Annotated in this window: 13 protein-coding genes; 7 read left to right on the plus strand and 6 right to left on the minus strand. The window is 71.8% G+C overall.

The window, feature by feature from the left end; translation table 11 throughout:
- Window positions 1-144 precede the first annotated feature (144 nt).
- Genes ACZ7MG_RS17980 through ACZ7MG_RS17990 form a run of 3 tightly spaced genes read right to left on the minus strand, consistent with a single transcriptional unit; the run spans window position 145 to window position 4343 of the window.
- On the minus strand, window positions 145-1839 hold the full coding sequence (locus ACZ7MG_RS17980; RefSeq protein ID WP_471379681.1) for a thiamine pyrophosphate-binding protein: 1695 nt from the start codon (window positions 1837-1839) through the stop codon (window positions 145-147).
- Window positions 1836-2825 (minus strand): agmatinase, encoded by a 990-nt coding sequence (gene speB, locus ACZ7MG_RS17985; RefSeq protein WP_471379678.1) that lies wholly within the window; start codon window positions 2823-2825, stop codon window positions 1836-1838. Before speB ends, ACZ7MG_RS17980 begins: the two co-directional genes overlap by 4 nt.
- Window positions 2826-2879: 54 nt before the next feature.
- The gene (locus ACZ7MG_RS17990; RefSeq protein ID WP_471379676.1) at window positions 2880-4343 is read right to left on the minus strand and encodes a sodium:solute symporter family protein; all 1464 of its coding nucleotides are present in this window, start codon (window positions 4341-4343) and stop codon (window positions 2880-2882) included.
- 108 nt (window positions 4344-4451) lie between these two features.
- Here ACZ7MG_RS17990 and ACZ7MG_RS17995 point away from each other — a divergent pair, with 108 nt between their 5' ends.
- Together ACZ7MG_RS17995 and ACZ7MG_RS18000 are read left to right on the plus strand one after the other, a co-directional pair.
- Window positions 4452-6080 (plus strand): PucR family transcriptional regulator, encoded by a 1629-nt coding sequence (locus ACZ7MG_RS17995; RefSeq protein WP_471379674.1) that lies wholly within the window; start codon window positions 4452-4454, stop codon window positions 6078-6080.
- Window positions 6081-6177: 97 nt separating this feature from the next.
- Window positions 6178-6972 (plus strand): phosphatase, encoded by a 795-nt coding sequence (locus tag ACZ7MG_RS18000; protein ID WP_471379672.1) that lies wholly within the window; start codon window positions 6178-6180, stop codon window positions 6970-6972.
- A gap of 70 nt (window positions 6973-7042) precedes the next feature.
- On the opposite strand, the gene ACZ7MG_RS18005 is transcribed toward ACZ7MG_RS18000, so the two are convergent.
- The 3 genes from ACZ7MG_RS18005 to ACZ7MG_RS18015 all read right to left on the minus strand — a co-directional run bounded on the left by ACZ7MG_RS18005 (window position 7043) and on the right by ACZ7MG_RS18015 (window position 9882).
- Window positions 7043-7933, minus strand: coding sequence for an acyl-CoA thioesterase (locus tag ACZ7MG_RS18005; protein ID WP_471379670.1), 891 nt, complete (start codon window positions 7931-7933; stop codon window positions 7043-7045).
- A 55-nt stretch (window positions 7934-7988) separates the two neighbouring features.
- Window positions 7989-9146 carry an acyl-CoA dehydrogenase family protein gene (locus ACZ7MG_RS18010; protein WP_391808302.1) on the minus strand — a complete coding sequence of 386 codons (1158 nt, stop codon included), beginning with the start codon at window positions 9144-9146 and terminating at the stop codon, window positions 7989-7991.
- A 136-nt stretch (window positions 9147-9282) separates the two neighbouring features.
- Complete coding sequence (locus ACZ7MG_RS18015; protein WP_471379668.1) at window positions 9283-9882, minus strand: SACE_7040 family transcriptional regulator; 600 nt, start codon at window positions 9880-9882, stop codon at window positions 9283-9285.
- Window positions 9883-9967: 85 nt separating this feature from the next.
- On the opposite strand from ACZ7MG_RS18015, the gene ACZ7MG_RS18020 reads away from it, so the two are divergent.
- The 5 genes from ACZ7MG_RS18020 (at window position 9968) to ACZ7MG_RS18040 (ending at window position 17282) form a co-directional block, all read left to right on the plus strand.
- Window positions 9968-11584, plus strand: a complete 1617-nt coding sequence (locus ACZ7MG_RS18020) for a carboxyl transferase domain-containing protein (protein WP_471379666.1) — start codon at window positions 9968-9970, stop codon at window positions 11582-11584.
- Between the two features lie 14 nt (window positions 11585-11598).
- Window positions 11599-13785: an acetyl/propionyl/methylcrotonyl-CoA carboxylase subunit alpha gene (locus tag ACZ7MG_RS18025; protein ID WP_471379664.1), complete on the plus strand. Its 2187-nt coding sequence runs from the start codon at window positions 11599-11601 to the stop codon at window positions 13783-13785.
- On the plus strand, window positions 13782-14711 hold the full coding sequence (locus tag ACZ7MG_RS18030; protein WP_471379662.1) for a hydroxymethylglutaryl-CoA lyase: 930 nt from the start codon (window positions 13782-13784) through the stop codon (window positions 14709-14711). The genes ACZ7MG_RS18025 and ACZ7MG_RS18030 overlap by 4 nt, the downstream gene beginning before the upstream one ends.
- Window positions 14712-14713: 2 nt before the next feature.
- Complete coding sequence (locus tag ACZ7MG_RS18035; protein ID WP_471379660.1) at window positions 14714-15874, plus strand: acyl-CoA dehydrogenase family protein; 1161 nt, start codon at window positions 14714-14716, stop codon at window positions 15872-15874.
- A gap of 355 nt (window positions 15875-16229) precedes the next feature.
- Window positions 16230-17282 carry an ABC transporter substrate-binding protein gene (locus ACZ7MG_RS18040; RefSeq protein WP_471379658.1) on the plus strand — a complete coding sequence of 351 codons (1053 nt, stop codon included), beginning with the start codon at window positions 16230-16232 and terminating at the stop codon, window positions 17280-17282.
- Window positions 17283-17440: the final 158 nt, after the last annotated feature.

Genomic DNA, 17440 nt, shown 5'->3' on the forward strand with positions numbered 1-17440 from the left:
GCAGTCCCCCGCGCCTCTTGAGGCCTACGGCCCTTTCGGGCCGAAAAGCACGGGGCGCAGCCCCGGCTTTTCAGGGGCGCGGGGAACTGCGCGAGCAACCCCCACCGCACCTCCACCCGCCGACGAACCCCCACCACCCCACCCCTACGCCGCCCCATTGAGATGCGTCGCCGCGAACATCCGCAGTACCGCCGGCAGCACGACCACCGAAGGGCCGGGCGTGGCAAGGGACTTGGTGAGGTCCTCGGTGAGGTTCTCGGGGCTGGTCCGGGTGGCGGGGACGCCGAAGGACTCCGCCAGGGCCACATAGTCCGGCCGGGTCAGCTCCGTGGCGGTCGGCTCGCCGAACGCGTCGGTCATGTACTCGCGGAGGATGCCGTAGCCGCCGTCGTCGACGATGAGCCAGGTGACGTTCAGGTCGTACTGCCGGGCCGTGGCCAGCTCCGCGATCGAGTACAGGGCGCCGCCGTCGCCGGAGACGGCGAGGACCGGGCGGGTGGGGTCGGCCGTCGCCGCGCCGAGGGCGGCGGGGAAGCCGTAGCCGAGGCCGCCGGCGCCCTGGGCGGAGTGGAGCAGGTTCGGGCCCTTGGCGTCGAAGGCCGACCAGGCCCAGTAGGCGAGGATCGTCATGTCCCAGAAGGACGGGGAGTCGGCGGGCAGGGCTTTGCGGATGGACGCCAACAGCCCCTGTTCCAAGGTGAGTTCCTGGGCGGCGATCCGGTCGGCGACCTTGGCCAGGACCTCGCGGACGCGCTCGGCGGCCCCGGTGTCCGGGCGCTCCGACACCGTCTCCAGCAGCGCCTGGAGCGCGAGCCGGGCGTCCGCGTGGATGCCGAGCGCCGGGTGGTTGGACTCCAGCTTGCCGAGGTCCGCCTCGATCTGGATCACCCGGCCGCGCGGCTTGAACGTGTGGTAGTTCGAGGAGAGTTCACCGAGGCCGGAGCCGACCACCAGCAGGACGTCCGCGCCCTCCAGGAAGTCCGTGGTGTGCCGGTCCTCGATCCAGGACTGGAGGGAGAGCGGGTGCGTCCAGGGGAAGGCGCCCTTGCCGCCGGGCGTGGTGACCACCGGCGCCCGCAGCAGCTCGGCCAGCTGCCGCAGCTTGCGGGAGGCGTCCGCCCGTACGACTCCCCCGCCCGCGATGATCGCCGGGCGGGCGGCGCGCGACAGCAGATCCGCGGCCACCGCCGTGAGTTCGGGGCGCGGGGGCAGTTCCTCGGGGAAGGCGTCGCCGCCCGTGACCACCGGGATCAGGGTCTCGGCCAGCAGCACGTCCTGCGGGATCTCCACCCACACGGGGCCGTGCGGAGCGGACAGCGCCGACTTCCAGGCCGCCTCGATCGCGGACGGGATCTGGGACTGCGTACGGACGGTGTGCACCGACTTCACGACGCCCCGGAACGAGGCCGCCTGGTCCGGGAGTTCATGGAGGTAGCCGTGCCGTCCGCCGCCGAGGCCCGCCGTCGGGATCTGGCTGCTGATGGCGAGTACGGGGGCGGAGGCCGCCGCCGCCTCCTGGAGCGCGGCCAGGGACGTCAGCGCGCCCGGCCCGGTGGAGAGGAGCAGCGGCGCCGCCTCCCCCGTGATCCGGCCGTACGCGTCCGCCGCGAACCCGGCGTTGTTCTCCACCCGCAGGCCGATGTACCGCAGGTCGGAGCGGCGCAGCGCGTCGAACATGCCCAGCGCGTGCTGGCCGGGGAGCCCGAAGACGGTCGTCGCGCCGAGCCCGGCCAGGGTCTCCACGACCAGGTCCCCGCCGTTGCGGCCGGGGGGAGGGTTCAGCGCGGCCTCCGTCTGGGCGGCCGTCGGGCGGAGTACCAGGTCGTGGTCGTGGGTCACTTGCCCTCGTTCTCCTTACGAGTCTCACGGGCTCCGGCGATCTGCCGGGACATGATCGTGGTGAGTTCGTACGCCGTGTGCGAGGCGGCCACGGCGGTGATCTCGGCGTGATCGTACGCGGGCGCCACCTCGACGACATCGGCGGAGACCAGGTGGCAGGAGGCGAGGCCCCGCAGGATCTCGAGGAGTTCCCGGGAGGTCATGCCGCCGGCCTCGGGCGTCCCCGTGCCGGGCGCGTGGGCGGGGTCGAGGCAGTCGATGTCGATGGAGATGTACAGGGGGCGGTCGCCGATGCGCTGCCGCAGCTGGTCGGCGATCTCGTCCACGCCTCGCCGCATCACATCCGCCGACGTGACGATCCCGAAGCCCATCTTCTCGTCGTCGGTGAGGTCCTGCTTGCCGTAGAGCGGGCCGCGCGTGCCCACGTGGGAGAGGGCGGAGGTGTCGAGGATGCCCTCCTCCACCGCCCGCCGGAACGGCGTCCCGTGCGTGTACTCGGCGCCGAAGTACGTGTCCCAGGTGTCGAGATGGGCGTCGAAGTGGAGCAGCGCCACCGGCCCGTGCTTCTTGGCGACCGACCGCAGCAGCGGCAGCGCGATGGTGTGGTCGCCGCCGAGGGTCATCAGCCGGGCCCCCGTGGAGAGCAGTTCGTCCGCCGCGGCCTCGACCGTCTCCACCGCCTCGTTGATGTTGAACGGGTTGGCGGCGATGTCACCCGCGTCCGCGACCTGGGCGAGGGCGAAGGGGGAGGCGTCCTGGGCCGGGTTGTAGGGGCGCAGCAGCCGGGACGCCTCCCGGATCGCGTTGCCGCCGAAGCGGGCGCCCGGCCGGTAGGAGACCCCCGAGTCGAACGGCACCCCCACGACCGCGACGTCCGCCCGGCCCACCTCGTCGAGGCGCGGCAGCCGGGCGTAGGTCGCGGGACCGGCGTAGCGCGGGATACGGGAGGAGTCGACGGGACCTCGGGGCGTCTCGTTGCCGCTCATGATGTTCTGCCTTCTTTCCTACGCTTCGTCGCGTATGTACTACTCGGTACGACTCTACTGGTGTGCCGGGGCCGGCTCGGACACGGGTTCGGGTGACCGCCCGGCCAGCCGCTCCCGCCAGGCGGCGAGGACGGCCGCGTCGGTGGGCGGGGTGGCGAGGGAGACGGTCAGGTACGCGGCGAGCGACAGCAGCAGCCCGTAGTAGACGGGCTCGTTGGCGAGGATCCCGTGCGTCGCCATCAGGACGACCACCGCGACCCCGCCGACCGCGACGGCGGCCAGCGCGCCCTGCGCGGTGCCCCGTTTCCACAGCAGTCCGCCGAGGATGGGCACGAGGAGGCCACCGACGAGGAGGTTGTACGCGACGGTCAGCGCCTCGACGACGTTGTTGAGCGCGATCGCCGTACAGATCACCGCGACGCCCATGACCAGGATGAACACCCGGTTGCCCCGCACCTCGTCGTGGCCGTCGCCCACCGGCCTTCCGACCGCTCCCCTCAGCCGCGACCAGATGTCGTTGTTGGCGACGGTCGCGCAGGCGATGAGGGCGCCGGAGGAGGTCGACATCACCGCGGCCAGCGCGGCGGCGAGCACCAACCCCCGTACGCCGATGGGGAGTTCCTCCTTCACGATGGTCGCGAAGGCGTCGTCGGCGCTGGCCAGGTCCGGGAAGAGCACCTTCGCCGCCGTACCGATGACGGCACCGGCGAGGGCGTACGCCAGGCAGTAGGTGCCCGCGACCGTGCCGCCCCACTTGGCCGTGCGGTCGCTGCGGGCGGTGAAGACGCGCTGCCAGATGTCCTGCCCGATGAGCATGCCGAACGTATAGATCAGGACATAGGTGAAGATCGTCTCGCCGCCGATGCCCAGCGGATCGAAGTACGAGGTCGGGAGCGCGTCCCGCATCTCGCCGAACCCGCCGGCCTTGACGACGGCGATGGGCAGCAGCAGAAGCAGCACACCGATGGTCTTCACCACGAACTGGACCATGTCCGTCAGCGTGATCGACCACATGCCGCCGAGCGTGGAGTACGCGACGACGATCGAGCCGCCGAGGACGATCGCGAGCGTGCGGTTCATGTCGAACAGCACATCGAAGATCGTGGCGTAGGCGATGGTCGAGGTGACCGCGAGCATCAGCGTGTACGCCCACATGACGACACCGGAGATGACGCCGGCCCGGCCGCCGTAGCGCAGGTCGAGCATCTCGGAGACGGTGTAGACCTTCAGCCGGGCGATGCGGGCGGAGAAGAACACGGAGAGGGCGAGCAGCCCGAGGCCGATGGTGAACACCATCCACGCACCCGACAGCCCGTACTGGTACCCCAGCCCGACCCCGCCGATGGTGGAGGCGCCGCCGAGGACGATGGCCGCCATGGTGCCGGAGTACATCGTCGGGCCGAGGCGGCGCCCGGCGACCAGGAACTCGCTCTTCGACCTGGCGCGGCGCATGCCCCACCAGCCCATGGCCAGCATTCCGGCCAGATAGACGACGATGACGGTGTAGTCGACGGCCATGGTGAGAGGCCTCCTTCGCGCACACTCGGTGGCGGGTGATGGGCACCGACACTAGGTGGCCGGAAAGCGACTGCGAAGTGTACGTTTCATCCATTCGCGCCGCCCCGGATGGAGGGAACGCACACCATGCCGCCGGACCCGGTCACACCACCCGCACCACCCGCCCCGGCGGTCCCTCCCACCCCGCCCGTCCTCCTCTCGGAGCTGCTGGCCCGGGAGGATCTGGGCCTGCGGCAGATCGCCGGGCCGGTGGACGCGGGCGCGGCGGTCCACTGGGCGCACACCTCGGAGATGTCGGACCCGTATCCGTATCTGCTCGGCGGCGAGCTGCTGCTGACGGCCGGCGTCCACATCCCGGAGGCGGCCGGTTCGGGCACCTACTTCGACGACTACGTCTCCCGCATCGTCGCGGCGGGCGGCGCGGCCCTCGGCTTCGGTGTCGCCCCCGTCCACGACAGCGTCCCGAGGGCCCTGGTCGCGTCCTGCGACTCCTACGCCCTGCCCCTGGTCGAGGTCCCGCCCCGCACCACCTTCTCGGCCGTCGCCCGCGCCGTCTGGCAACTGATGGCCCGCGCCCGCCACGCGGAACTCCGCCGCGTGACGGAGGCCCAGCAGGCCCTGGCCGCCGCCGCGTCCCGCCCGGACCCGGCCCGCGCGGTCCTCCGCCAGCTCGCCCAGCGGGTGAACGGCAGAGCGGTCCTGTACGGCCCGGACGGCACGGAACTGGCGTCGGCGGGCCGGGGCGCGACACCGGCCGCGCTGGCCGACCTGGTGGCGGTGGTTCAGCCGGGTGCTCCTGTGGCCCCCGGCCGCCTTCCAAGGGGCGCGGGGAACTGCGCGACCAGCCACGAACCACCCGCACCCGCCGACGCACCGAAACCCCCCACCCCCTCCCCGCGCAGCTCACCCCCCACCTCCGCGACCGACACAGTCGACGGCACCCACCTCGCCGCCTACGCCCTCACCTCCGGAGGACACGGCTTCACCCTCGGCGTAGCCACTCCTCACCGCGACCCCGGCGACCACACGATCACCTCCGTAGCTGCCGTCCTCCTCTCCCTCCTCACCGACGAACGCCAGAGCGGCACCGGCGCGGCCCGCACGTCGGCGCTGGTACGGCTGCTGCTGGGCGCCGAGCCGCAGCAGGTCGCTCCCCTCCTGGGCACGGGCACCCGCTGGCGCGTCGTGCACGCCCAGCCCTCGACCGGCGGCCCCCAGCCGGAGGCTCTCGCCACCGCCGCCCTCGGAACCACCCTCGGCTCAACCCTGGTGGACGCCCACGGCGACACCGTCCGCGTCCTCGTCCCCGCCGACCGCGAGGTCACCGAGCAGCCCGGCTGGATCTGCGGCGTGAGCGCCCCCGCCGAGCCGCACGCCTTGTCCGCCGCCGACGTCCAGGCCGCCCGCGCGCTGGCCCGCGCCAGGGCCACCCGGTCGGCACTGGTCCGGCACGGGTCCCGTACGACGCTCGCCCAGCTCGTCCCGGAGGACGACGCGACCGCCCACGCGCACGCCCTGCTGGCCCCGCTCACCACCGCCCCCGGCGCCGCCGCGCTCACCGAGACACTGCGCACCTGGCTGTCGCTGCACGGCAGTTGGGACCGTACGGCCGTCGCCCTGGCCGTGCACCGCAACACGGTCCGTCAACGGGTCGGCCGCTGCGCGGCGTTGCTGGGCGCGGACCTCGACGACCCCGACGTACGGATGGAGTTGTGGTTCGCGCTACGGCAGGAGTGAACCGGTGGCCGTCGTCCATGGCCCCCTCGGAGTGACGCAGGTCGCAGCGGCGGGGACGCCCGCGACGACGCACAGTCGTCTGCCTCACAATGGACGCATGCCGATACCCGGGACCCCCAGCCGCGCCGAACTCGTCGAACACCTCGTGAAGACGCGTATCGCGGGCGACGTCGCCACCCCGCGCGAGAACAACCTCTCCCACTACCGCGAACTGGCCAACGGCAACCGCCACTACTGGCTCGGCCTGGAGCTCGGGGACCGCTGGACGGACGAGCAGGACGTGCTGGCCGTGATGGCGGAGCGTGTCGGCGTGAACGACGACCCGGGGCACCGCTACGGCCAGGACACCATCGACCCGGATCTGACAGTCGACGCGCTGGAGCGCATGGCGGCCCGGCTGCGCAAGGCGGCGGACGGCGGGCAGCGGGTGCTGTTCGCGACCGGGCACCCCGGCGGGCTGCTCCAGGTGCACCACGAGACCGCGCGGGCGCTGCGCGCGGCGGGCTGCGAGATCGTCGTCATCCCGGACGGTCTGCAGACGGACGAGGGGTACGTCATGCAGTTCGCGGACGTGGCCGTCCTCGAACACGGCGCCACGCTGTGGCACACCCACTCCCCCGAGCCGATGCGCGCGATCCTGCGGGGCCTGGAGGGCGCCGGCCGGCCGCTGCCCGACCTGGTCGTCGCCGACCACGGCTGGGCGGGCTGCGCGGGCCAGCTCGGCGTGGACTCCGTCGGGTACGCGGACTCCAACGACCCCGCCCTCTTCCTCGGCGAGTCCGAGGGCACCCTCCAGGCCGTGGTCCCGCTCGACGACCATGTGGTCAGCCCGCGCCACTACGACCCGATGTCGGCGTATCTGCTGGCGCAGGCGGGCCTCAGCGAGGCGTAGCCCCCGGGGCCCCGGGCCCACCGGGTTCCCCGGGCCCACCGGGTTCCCCGGGCCCACCCGGCGCCCCGGGCTACTCCGGGCGCTCCGCCGGCCGCTCCCTAGGGACGCGGACCACGCCCTCCTGGATCACGGAGATCGCGAGCCGGCCGTCCTGGGTGTAGATCCGGCCCTGGCCGAGGCCCCGGCCGGCCGCCGCGGACGGCGACTCCTGGTCGTACAGCAGCCACTCGTCGGCGCGGAACGGCCGGTGGAACCACATGGCGTGGTCCAGCGAGGCCCCGACGACATCGCCGACGGCCCAGCCGCCGCGCCCGTGCGCGAGCAGGATGGAGTCGAGGAGCGTCATGTCGGAGACGTAGGTGGCGAGGACGACATGCAGCAGCGGGTCGTCGTCGAGCTTGCCGTTGGCGCGGAACCAGACCTGGGAGCGCGGTGCGCGGGGCTCGCCGTAGCGGCCGTAGGGCGGGTCGTCGACGTGGCGCAGATCGACGGCGGCCCGCGCTTCCAGCATCTTCTCCACGACGGCCGGGTCGAGGCCGTACGCCGGGAGGCGTTCCTCGGCGGTGGGGAGGGACTCCGGGTCCGGTGCGGCGGGCATCGGGGCCTGGTGGTCGAGGCCGTCCTCGTACCGCTGGAAGGAGGCGGAGAGGGCGAAGATCGGCTGGCCGTGCTGGACGGCGACGACGCGGCGCGCGGTGAAGGAGCGGCCGTCGTTCATGCGCTCCACGGTGTACACGATGGGCGCGCCGGCGTCGCCGATGCGCAGGAAGTACGCGTGGAGGGAGTGCGGCAGCCGGTCCGCGGGGACCGTCCGCCCGGCGGCGACGAGCGCCTGGGCGGCGACCTGCCCGCCGAAGACCCGGGGGACGATGGCGGGCCGGGACTGGCCGCGGAAGATGTTCTCCTCGATCTGCTCCAGGTCGAGCAGATCGAGGAGAGACTGCAGTGCGGGCTGACTCATGGGATCAGTTGTACTGTGCAGCGGTTTCCGGTGCCTTACAGACCCATGTCCTTGCTCACAGACCCATGTCCTTGGCGATGATCGTCTTCATGATCTCGCTGGTGCCGCCGTAGATGCGGTTGACGCGGTTGTCCGCGTACAGGCGGGCGATGGGGTACTCGTTCATGAAGCCGTAGCCGCCGTGCAGCTGGAGGCAGCGGTCGATGACGCGGTGGGCGACCTCTGTGGTGAACAGCTTGGCGGAGGCGGCCTCGGCGGCGGTCAGCTCGCCCGCGTCCAGCGCCTCGGTGGCGCGGTCCACGACGGCCTCGGCGGCGTCGACCTCGGCCTGGCAGGCGGCCAGTTCGAACTTGGTGTTCTGGAAGGCGGCGACGGGCTGGCCGAAGACGACGCGCTCCTGCACGTACTGCTTGGCGAAGCGTATGGCCGCCTTGGCCTGCGCGTAGGCGCCGTAGGCGATGCCCCAGCGCTCGGAGGCGAGGTTGTGGCCGAGGTAGTAGAAGCCCTTGTTTTCCTCGCCGAGGAGGTCCTCGACCGGCACCTTGACGTCGACGAACGCCAGCTCGGCGGTGTCGGAGGTCTTCAGGCCGAGCTTGTCGAGCTTGCGGCCGACCGAGTAGCCCTCGGCCTTGGTGTCCACGACGAAGAGGGAGATGCCGTGGCGGCGGTCCTCCTTGGTCGCGGCGGCGGTGCGGGCGCAGACGATCATGCGGTCGGCGTGGACGCCGCCGGTGATGAAGGTCTTGGCGCCGTTGAGGACGTAGTGCGTGCCGTCCTCGGAGAGCTTGGCGGTGGTGCGCATGCCCGCGAGGTCGGAGCCGGTGCCCGGCTCGGTCATCGCGATGGCCCACATCTCCTCGCCGGAGCAGAACTTCGGCAGGAAGCGCTTCTTCTGCTCGTCGGTGGCGAGCAGCTTGATGTACGGCAGGCCGAGCAGCACGTGCACGCCGGAGCCACCGAAGGTGATGCCCGCGCGGGCGGTCTCCTCGTACAGGACGGCCTCGAACTTGTACGAGTCGATGCCGGCGCCGCCGTACTCCTCGTCCACGCGGATGCCGAACACACCCAGCTCGGCGAGCTTGTAGTAGAACTCGCGCGGCGCCTGGCCGGCGGCGAGCCACTCGTCGTAGACGGGCACGACCTCGGCCTCGATGAAGGCACGCAGGGTCTCCCGGAACGCCTCGTGATCCTCGTTGAACACCGTACGGCGCACCGCCGTCACCTCCACCTGAGTACCTTCGGATGTGCCCAGCGCCCACCGGACAGACCCGACACGGCTAAGCGCTTGCTCAGCCAACCGTACCGGCGAGTAGACAACCCCGTCCAGACCCACCCCTCCGTAACGCTCGTCACTCCTTTGCGGCAGCCGCCCCGAACGCCCCCCGCGCCATCCGGTGCAGCAGCGACGCGGTGACCGCGCGGCCGGGGAGGGCGCCCGGGCGGCCCAGGTGCGGGGTGGAGTTCAGCAGGCCGAAGACCGAGTGGACGGCGGAGCGGGCGGTGGGTTCGGTGAGGTCCGGGTGGACCTCGCGCAGCACCCCCACCCACAGCTCGACGTACTGGCGCTGGAGCTGGCGCACCAGCTTGCGGTCGCTGTCGCGGAGGCGGTCCAGCTCGCGGTCGTGCAGGGTGATCAGGGGACGGTCGTCGAGGGCGAAGTCGATGTGCCCCTCGATGAGCGAGTCGAGGACCTCTCCCGGAGACACCCCGTCCGCCTCCGCGAGCCGCCGCTTCGCGCCCGTCAGCAGCTGCCCGCTGATCCCCACCAGCAGCTCCGCGAGCATCGCGTCCTTGCCCGCGAAGTGCCGGTAGAGACCGGGGCCGCTGATCCCCACGGCGGCGCCTATCTCGTCGACACCGACCCCGTGGAAGCCGCGCTCGGCGAAGAGCCGCGCGGCCTCCTTGAGGATCTGCTCACGGCGGGTGGGGGCGTCGGTTCTGGTGGCCATGGGCCAATTCTAGACAGGGAGGTTAGCGCTCGTTAACCTGAAGGAAATGCGTTAACGCTCATTAACAAGGTGAGGGGTTCGCAGGATGCACGAGGCACCGGAGCTTCACAGCGCGGCCGATCCCGCGTCGGAAGCCTGGCGGGCCAACGAGGAGGCCCATCGCGCGCTGGCCGACGAGCTGCGCGCCAAGCTGGCCGCGGCCCGGCTCGGCGGCGGCGAGAAGGCCCGCGCCCGGCACACCGCGCGCGGCAAGCTGCTGCCGAGGGACAGAGTCGACACCCTCCTCGATCCCGGGTCCCCCTTCCTGGAGCTGGCACCTCTGGCCGCCGACGGGCTGTACGACGGGCAGGCACCGGCCGCCGGTGTGATCGCCGGGATCGGGCGGGTCGGCGGACGCGAGTGCGTGGTCGTCGCCAACGACGCCACCGTCAAGGGCGGCACGTACTACCCGATGACGGTGAAGAAGCATCTGCGGGCGCAGGAAGTGGCGCTCGAGAACCGCCTCCCCTGTCTGTATCTGGTCGACTCCGGCGGCGCCTTCCTGCCCATGCAGGACGAGGTCTTCCCCGACCGCGAACACTTCGGGCGGATCTTCTACAACCAGGCGCGGATGTCCGGGGCGGGCATTCCGCAGATCGCCGCCGTGCTCGGGTCGTGCACCGCCGGGGGCGCGTACGTCCCCGCCATGAGCGACGAGGCCGTGATCGTCCGGGGGCAGGGCACGATCTTCCTCGGCGGCCCCCCGCTGGTGAAGGCCGCCACCGGCGAGGTCGTCACCGCCGAGGAGCTGGGCGGCGGCGAGGTGCACTCCCGGATCTCCGGCGTCACCGACCACCTCGCCGAGAGCGACGCGCACGCCCTGCGCATCGTGCGGACCATCGTCTCCACCCTGCCCTCCCGCGGCCCGCTCCCCTGGTCGGTCGAGCCGGTCGTCGAGCCCAAGGTGGACCCGTACACGCTGTACGGCGCCGTCCCGGTCGACTCCCGTACGCCGTACGACGTCCGCGAGGTCATCGCGCGCGTGGTCGACGGTTCGCGGTTCGCGGAGTTCAAGGCGGAGTTCGGGCAGACCCTGGTCACCGGCTTCGCCCGGATCCACGGGCACCCGGTCGGGATCGTCGCCAACAACGGCATCCTGTTCTCCGAGTCCGCCCAGAAGGGCGCCCACTTCATCGAGCTGTGCGACCAGCGCGGCATCCCGCTGGTCTTCCTGCAGAACATCTCCGGCTTCATGGTCGGCCGGGACTACGAGGCGGGCGGCATCGCCAAGCACGGCGCCAAGATGGTGACGGCCGTGGCCTGCACCCGGGTCCCCAAGCTGACGGTCGTCGTCGGCGGCTCGTACGGCGCGGGCAACTACTCGATGTGCGGCCGGGCGTACTCCCCGCGCTTTTTGTGGATGTGGCCCAACGCCAAGATCTCCGTGATGGGCGGCGAGCAGGCCGCGTCCGTCCTCGCGACCGTGAAGCGGGACCAGGCGGAGGCGCGCGGCGAGGAGTGGCCCGCCGAGGACGAGGACGCCTTCAAGGCCCCGATCCGCGCCCAGTACGAGCGCCAGGGCAACGCCTACTACGCCACCGCCCGGCTCTGGGACGACGGGGTCATCGACCCGCTCGACACCCGCCAGGTCCTGGGCCTCGCCCTGACCGCCTGTGCCAACGCGCCGCTGGGTGAGCCCCAGTTCGGCGTCTTCCGGATGTGAGGGGGAGCCAGCAGATGTTCGACACAGTCCTCGTGGCCAACCGGGGCGAGATCGCCGTCCGCGTCATCCGCACCCTCCGCTCGCTCGGCGTCCGCTCCGTCGCGGTCTTCTCCGACGCGGACGCCGACGCCCGGCACGTCCGGGAGGCCGACACGGCGGTACGGATCGGCCCGGCGCCGGCGGCCGAGAGCTATCTGTCGGTGGAGCGGCTGCTGGAGGCCGCCGCCCGCACCGGCGCCCAGGCCGTGCACCCGGGGTACGGCTTCCTCGCCGAGAACGCCGCCTTCGCGCGGGCGTGCGCCGACGCGGGCCTGGTCTTCATCGGCCCGCCCGCCGACGCCATCTCCCTCATGGGCGACAAGATCCGCGCAAAGGAGACGGTACGGGCGGCCGGTGTGCCGGTGGTGCCCGGTTCCAGCGGCAGCGGGCTGACCGATGCCCAACTCGCCGATGCCGCACGGGAGATCGGCATGCCGGTGCTGCTGAAGCCCAGCGCGGGCGGCGGCGGCAAGGGCATGCGGCTGGTCCGGGACGCGGCCGTGCTGGGCGACGAGATCGCCGCCGCCCGGCGCGAGGCCCGCGCCTCCTTCGGTGACGACACCCTCCTCGTGGAGCGGTGGATCGACCGGCCCCGGCACATCGAGATCCAGGTCCTCGCCGACGGCCACGGGAACGTGATCCACCTCGGCGAGCGCGAGTGCTCCCTCCAGCGCCGCCACCAGAAGGTCATCGAGGAGGCGCCCAGCGTCCTGCTCGACGAGAAGACCCGGGCGGCGATGGGCGAGGCGGCCGTGCAGGCGGCCCGCTCCTGCGGCTACTCGGGCGCGGGCACGGTCGAGTTCATCGTCCCCGGCGTCGATCCGTCCGCGTACTACTTCATGGAGATGAACACCCGCCTCCAGGTCGAGCACCCGGTGACCGAGCTGGTCACGGGCGTCGACCTGGTGGAGTGGCAGCTCCGGGTCGCGGCGGGCGAGCGGCTGGGCCTCGGCCAGGCGGACGTGACGCTGACGGGGCACGCGGTCGAGGCCCGTATCTGCGCCGAGGACCCCGCGCGCGGGTTCCTGCCCTCGGGCGGCACGGTCCTGAGACTGCGCGAGCCGCACGGCGACGGCGTCCGCACGGACTCCGGCCTCACCGAGGGCACGGAGGTCGGCTCCCTCTACGACCCGATGCTCGCCAAGGTCATCGCGTACGGCCCCGACCGCCCCACCGCCCTGCGCCGTCTCCGCGCGGCCCTCGCGGAGACGGTCACCCTCGGCGTCCAGACCAATGCCGGGTTCCTGCGGCGGCTGCTGGCCCATCCGGCGGTGGTGGCGGGCGAGTTGGACACGGGACTGGTGGAGCGGGAGGCGGAGGGGCTGATCGACGGGGAGGTGCCGGAGGAGGTGTACGCGGCGGCGGCGCTGCTGCGGCAGGCCGCGCTGACCCCGGCCGACGGCGGCACCGACGGGACCGGCACCGGCATCGGCATCGGCACCGGCACCGGCACCGGCACCGGCACCCGTACCGGTTGGGCCGATCCGTTCGACACGGCCGTCGGCTGGCGGCTGGGCGGCGAACGGGCCTGGACGGCGCACCATCTGCGGCTGCCGGGCCAGGAACCGGTGACCGTACGGGTGCGGCGCGCGTCGGGCGGCGGGGCCGAGGTGCTGCCGGACGGGGCCGAGACCCCTCTCCAGGGGTCAGGGGCCCTCCGGGGGTCCGGGATCCTCCGGGGGTCCGGGATCCTCCAGGGGTCCGGGGTCCTCCAGGGGCCCGGGGGCGCGCACCCGCGTCCCGGGGACGCGGGCCGGTTCACCTTCCACCTCGACGGCCTCACCCACACCTTCCACCACGCCGCCGACTGGCTGGGCCGGGACGGGGACGCCTGGCAGGTGCGGGACCACGACCCCGTGGCGGCCTCCCTGAGCCGGTCCGCGCACGCCGGGGCCGACTCGCTCACCGCCCCCATGCCCGGCACCGTCACCGTGGTGAAGGTGGCCGTGGGGGACGAGGTGGCCGCCGGGCAGAGCCTGCTGGTGGTGGAGGCGATGAAGATGGAGCACGTCGTCTCCGCGCCGCACGCCGGGACGGTCACCGAGCTGGACGTCACCCCGGGCACGACCGTCGCCATGGACCAGGTGCTGGCGGTCGTCGCACCCCACGAGGAGCACGCGGAGCACGTGGAGCACGTGGAGCACGCGGAGGTGGCCCGGTGACCCTGCCCATGACGTTCCCCGAACCCGGCCTCCCCGCCCGCGTCCGTATCCACGAGGTCGGCGCCCGGGACGGCCTGCAGAACGAGAAGGGAACCGTCCCGACGGAGGTGAAGGCCGAGTTCGTCCACCGTCTGGCCGACGCGGGCCTCACCACGATCGAGGCCACCAGCTTCGTCCACCCCAAGTGGGTGCCTCAACTGGCGGACGCGGAAGCCCTGTTCCCGCGCGTCGCCGAGCTGCCCGTGGACCTCCCCGTCCTCGTCCCCAACGAACGCGGCCTCGACCGCGCCCTCGCGCTCGGCGCCCGCCGCGTCGCCGTCTTCGCCAGCGCCACCGAGTCCTTCGCCAAGGCCAACCTCAACCGCACGGTCGACGAGGCACTGGCGATGTTCGACCCGGTGGTGGCCCGGGCGAAGGCCGAGGGGGTCCATGTCCGCGGCTACCTCTCCATGTGCTTCGGCGACCCCTGGGAGGGCGCGGTCCCGGTCCCCCAGGTCGTCCGGGTCTGCCGCGCCCTGCTCGACCTGGGCTGCGACGAACTCAGCCTCGGCGACACGATCGGCGTGGCGACGCCGGGCCATGTACAGGCGCTGCTCGGCGCGTTGAACGAGGCAGGCGTCCCCACCCTCTCCCTGGGCGTGCACTTCCACGACACCTACGGCCAGGCCCTCGCCAACACCTACGCGGCGCTCCAGCACGGCGTCACCACCGTGGACGCCTCCGCCGGCGGCCTCGGCGGCTGCCCGTACGCGAAGTCCGCCACCGGGAACCTCGCCACCGAAGACCTCGTGTGGATGCTGGACGGTCTCGGCATCGACACGGGCGTCGACCTCGGCCGCCTCGTCGCCACCAGCGCGTGGATGGCCGCCCACCTGGGCCGACCCAGCCCGTCCCGCACCGTACGAGCCCTCTCCCACCAGGAGTGACCATGAACCACCACCTCTCTCCCGAGCTGGAAGAACTCCGCCGCACGGTCGAGGAGTTCGCGCACGAGGTCGTCGCGCCCAAGATCGGCGACTTCTACGAGCGGCACGAGTTCCCGTACGAGATCGTGCGCGAGATGGGCCGTATGGGGCTGTTCGGGCTGCCGTTCCCCGAGGAGCACGGCGGTATGGGCGGCGACTATCTGGCGCTCGGGATCGCCCTCGAAGAACTCGCCCGGGTGGACTCGTCCGTGGCGATCACGCTCGAAGCCGGGGTCTCGCTGGGCGCGATGCCGATCCATCTCTTCGGGACCCCGGCCCAGAAGGCCGAGTGGCTGCCGCGGCTCTGCTCCGGCGAGGTGCTGGGCGCGTTCGGCCTCACCGAGCCCGACGGCGGCTCGGACGCGGGCGCGACCCGGACGACGGCCCGCCTGGACGAGTCGACGAACGAGTGGGTCATCAACGGCAGCAAGTGCTTCATCACCAACGCGGGCACGGACATCACGGCCCTGGTGACGGTCACGGCGGTCACCGGCCGCACCCCGGACGGCAAGCCCCTGATCTCCTCGATCATCGTCCCGTCCGGCACCCCGGGCTTCACCGTGGCCGCCCCCTACTCCAAGGTCGGCTGGAACGCCTCCGACACCCGGGAGCTGTCGTTCGCGGACGTCCGGGTCCCGGCGGAGAACCTCCTCGGCGAACTCGGCCGCGGCTACGCCCAGTTCCTGCGCATCCTCGACGAGGGCCGGATCGCCATCTCGGCGCTGGCGACCGGTCTCGCCCAGGGCTGTGTGGACGAGTCGGTGAAGTACGCCAAGGAACGGCACGCCTTCGGCCGGCCGATCGGCGCCAACCAGGCCATCCAGTTCAAGATCGCCGACATGGAGATGAAGGCCCACACGGCCCGTCTCGCCTGGCGCGACGCCGCCTCCCGTCTCGTCTCCGGCGACCCCTTCAAGAAGGAGGCGGCCCTGGCGAAGCTCTACTCCTCCACCATCGCCGTCGACAACGCCCGCGACGCCACCCAGATCCACGGCGGCTACGGCTTCATGAACGAATACCCGGTCGCCCGCATGTGGCGCGACTCCAAGATCCTGGAGATCGGCGAGGGCACCAGCGAGGTGCAGCGGATGCTGATCGCCCGGGAGTTGGGGCTGGTCGGCTGACCGACAGGGTACGTTCGAATGATGGCCGGAATCAGCGATGACAGCAGGGCTCCGGCACCCTCTCACCCGGCTCGCCTCAGGCGGGCCGGGTGCCTTTTCGCCCTCTTTGCGCAGGCCCTTCAACCCGCTCACGTTCCCTGCACATCGGGGTCACACCCCACAGGTTTACGCTTCAACCGACCCCCACCAGCCCCATGAACCTTCGATTCACAGGGGATTCAAAGATTAGGGCGGGGGTGGACCTGGGCATTCCACTCCGTGGAACCACCCTCTGGACAAGTGGTGAGGTTAGGCTAACCTACCTTCGAACTCACCCTCGGGCGGCACTCCGCCCCGTTCGAAAGTAGCCATACACATGTCCAACGCCAGAGCCGCTCACCTCACCCGCCGTGGCATCCTCGCCGCCGGTGGCGCACTCGGTCTCGGTGCCGTGCTCGCCGCCTGCGGAGACGAGGACTCGACGAGCAGCGGCACTGGCTCCGACAAGGAGACGGCTGCCGCCAAGTCCGGCCCCTGGTCCTTCAAGGACGACCGCGGCGTGACCGCCAAGACCGACAAGGTCCCGGCGAACATCGTGGCCTTCGTGGGTGTCGCCGCCGCGCTGTTCGACTACGGCATCGACGTCAAGGGCGTCTTCGGCCCGACCAAGACGGCGGACGGCAAGGCCGACGTCCAGGCCGGCGACCTCGACGTCAGCAAGGTCACCGTCCTCGGCAACGTCTGGGACGAGTTCAACGTCGAGAAGTACGCCGCCCTCGCGCCCGACGTCCTCATCACCACGATGTTCGACGACGCCGGCACCCTCTGGTACGTGCCCGAGGCCTCCAAGGACAAGATCGCCAAGCTCGCCCCGAGCGTCGGCATCTCCGCGTACGACATCCAGCTGACCGAGCCGCTGCAGCGGGTGCTGGAGCTGGCCAAGTCGCTGGGCGCGGACACCGGGTCCGAGAAGATCACCGCGGCGAAGAAGCGGTTCGAGGACGCGGCGGCCCGGCTGCGCGCGGCGACCAAGGCCAAGCCCGACATCAAGGTGCTCGCCGGCTCCGCCAGCCAGGACATCTTCTACGTCTCCGGTTCGAACCTCTCCATCGACCTGGAGTACTTCAAGGCCCTCGGCGTGAACTTCGTCGAGCCGAGCGCGGAGGTGCTGAAGGCCAGCGGGGGTTGGTTCGAGAACCTCAGCTGGGAGAACGTCGACAAGTACGACGCGGACGTCATCATCATGGACAACCGCACGTCGGCGATCCAGCCGGACGCGATCGAAGAGGCGACGTGGAAGAAGCTGCCGGCGGTCAAGGCGGGGCAGGTCATCGGGCGTAACCCCGAGCCGATTCTCTCCTACGACAAGTGCGCGCCGCTTCTGGAGGAGCTGGCCGAGGCGATCGAGAACGCGAAGAAGGTCGGTTAGGGCTGAGGCCATGGGTCGACTGCGGGTCCGGTGGGGGCTGGTCGCGCAGTTCCCCGCGCCCCTGAAAAAGCAGGGGCTGCGCCCCGTGCTTTTTCGGCCCGAAAGGGCCGTAGGCCCTTAAGGGGCGCGGGGAACTGCGCGAGAAGCCCCACCGGACC

The sequence above is a fragment of the Streptomyces sp. NPDC107538 genome (genome assembly GCF_055657445.1).

Bases quoted from the DNA above. Each gene is read 5' to 3' on its own strand.
- ACZ7MG_RS18005 (WP_471379670.1), bottom strand. From the start codon at position 7,933: ATGAGTCAGCCCGCACTGCAGTCTCTCCTCGATCTGCTCGACCTGGAG.
- ACZ7MG_RS18000 (WP_471379672.1), top strand. From the start codon at position 6,178: ATGCCGATACCCGGGACCCCCAGCCGCGCCGAACTCGTCGAACACCTC.
- ACZ7MG_RS17995 (WP_471379674.1), top strand. From the start codon at position 4,452: ATGGAGGGAACGCACACCATGCCGCCGGACCCGGTCACACCACCCGCA.
- ACZ7MG_RS17990 (WP_471379676.1), bottom strand. From the start codon at position 4,343: ATGGCCGTCGACTACACCGTCATCGTCGTCTATCTGGCCGGAATGCTG.
- ACZ7MG_RS18015 (WP_471379668.1), bottom strand. From the start codon at position 9,882: ATGGCCACCAGAACCGACGCCCCCACCCGCCGTGAGCAGATCCTCAAG.
- ACZ7MG_RS18040 (WP_471379658.1), top strand. From the start codon at position 16,230: ATGTCCAACGCCAGAGCCGCTCACCTCACCCGCCGTGGCATCCTCGCC.
- ACZ7MG_RS18035 (WP_471379660.1), top strand. From the start codon at position 14,714: ATGAACCACCACCTCTCTCCCGAGCTGGAAGAACTCCGCCGCACGGTC.
- ACZ7MG_RS18020 (WP_471379666.1), top strand. From the start codon at position 9,968: ATGCACGAGGCACCGGAGCTTCACAGCGCGGCCGATCCCGCGTCGGAA.
- ACZ7MG_RS18025 (WP_471379664.1), top strand. From the start codon at position 11,599: ATGTTCGACACAGTCCTCGTGGCCAACCGGGGCGAGATCGCCGTCCGC.
- speB (WP_471379678.1), bottom strand. From the start codon at position 2,825: ATGAGCGGCAACGAGACGCCCCGAGGTCCCGTCGACTCCTCCCGTATC.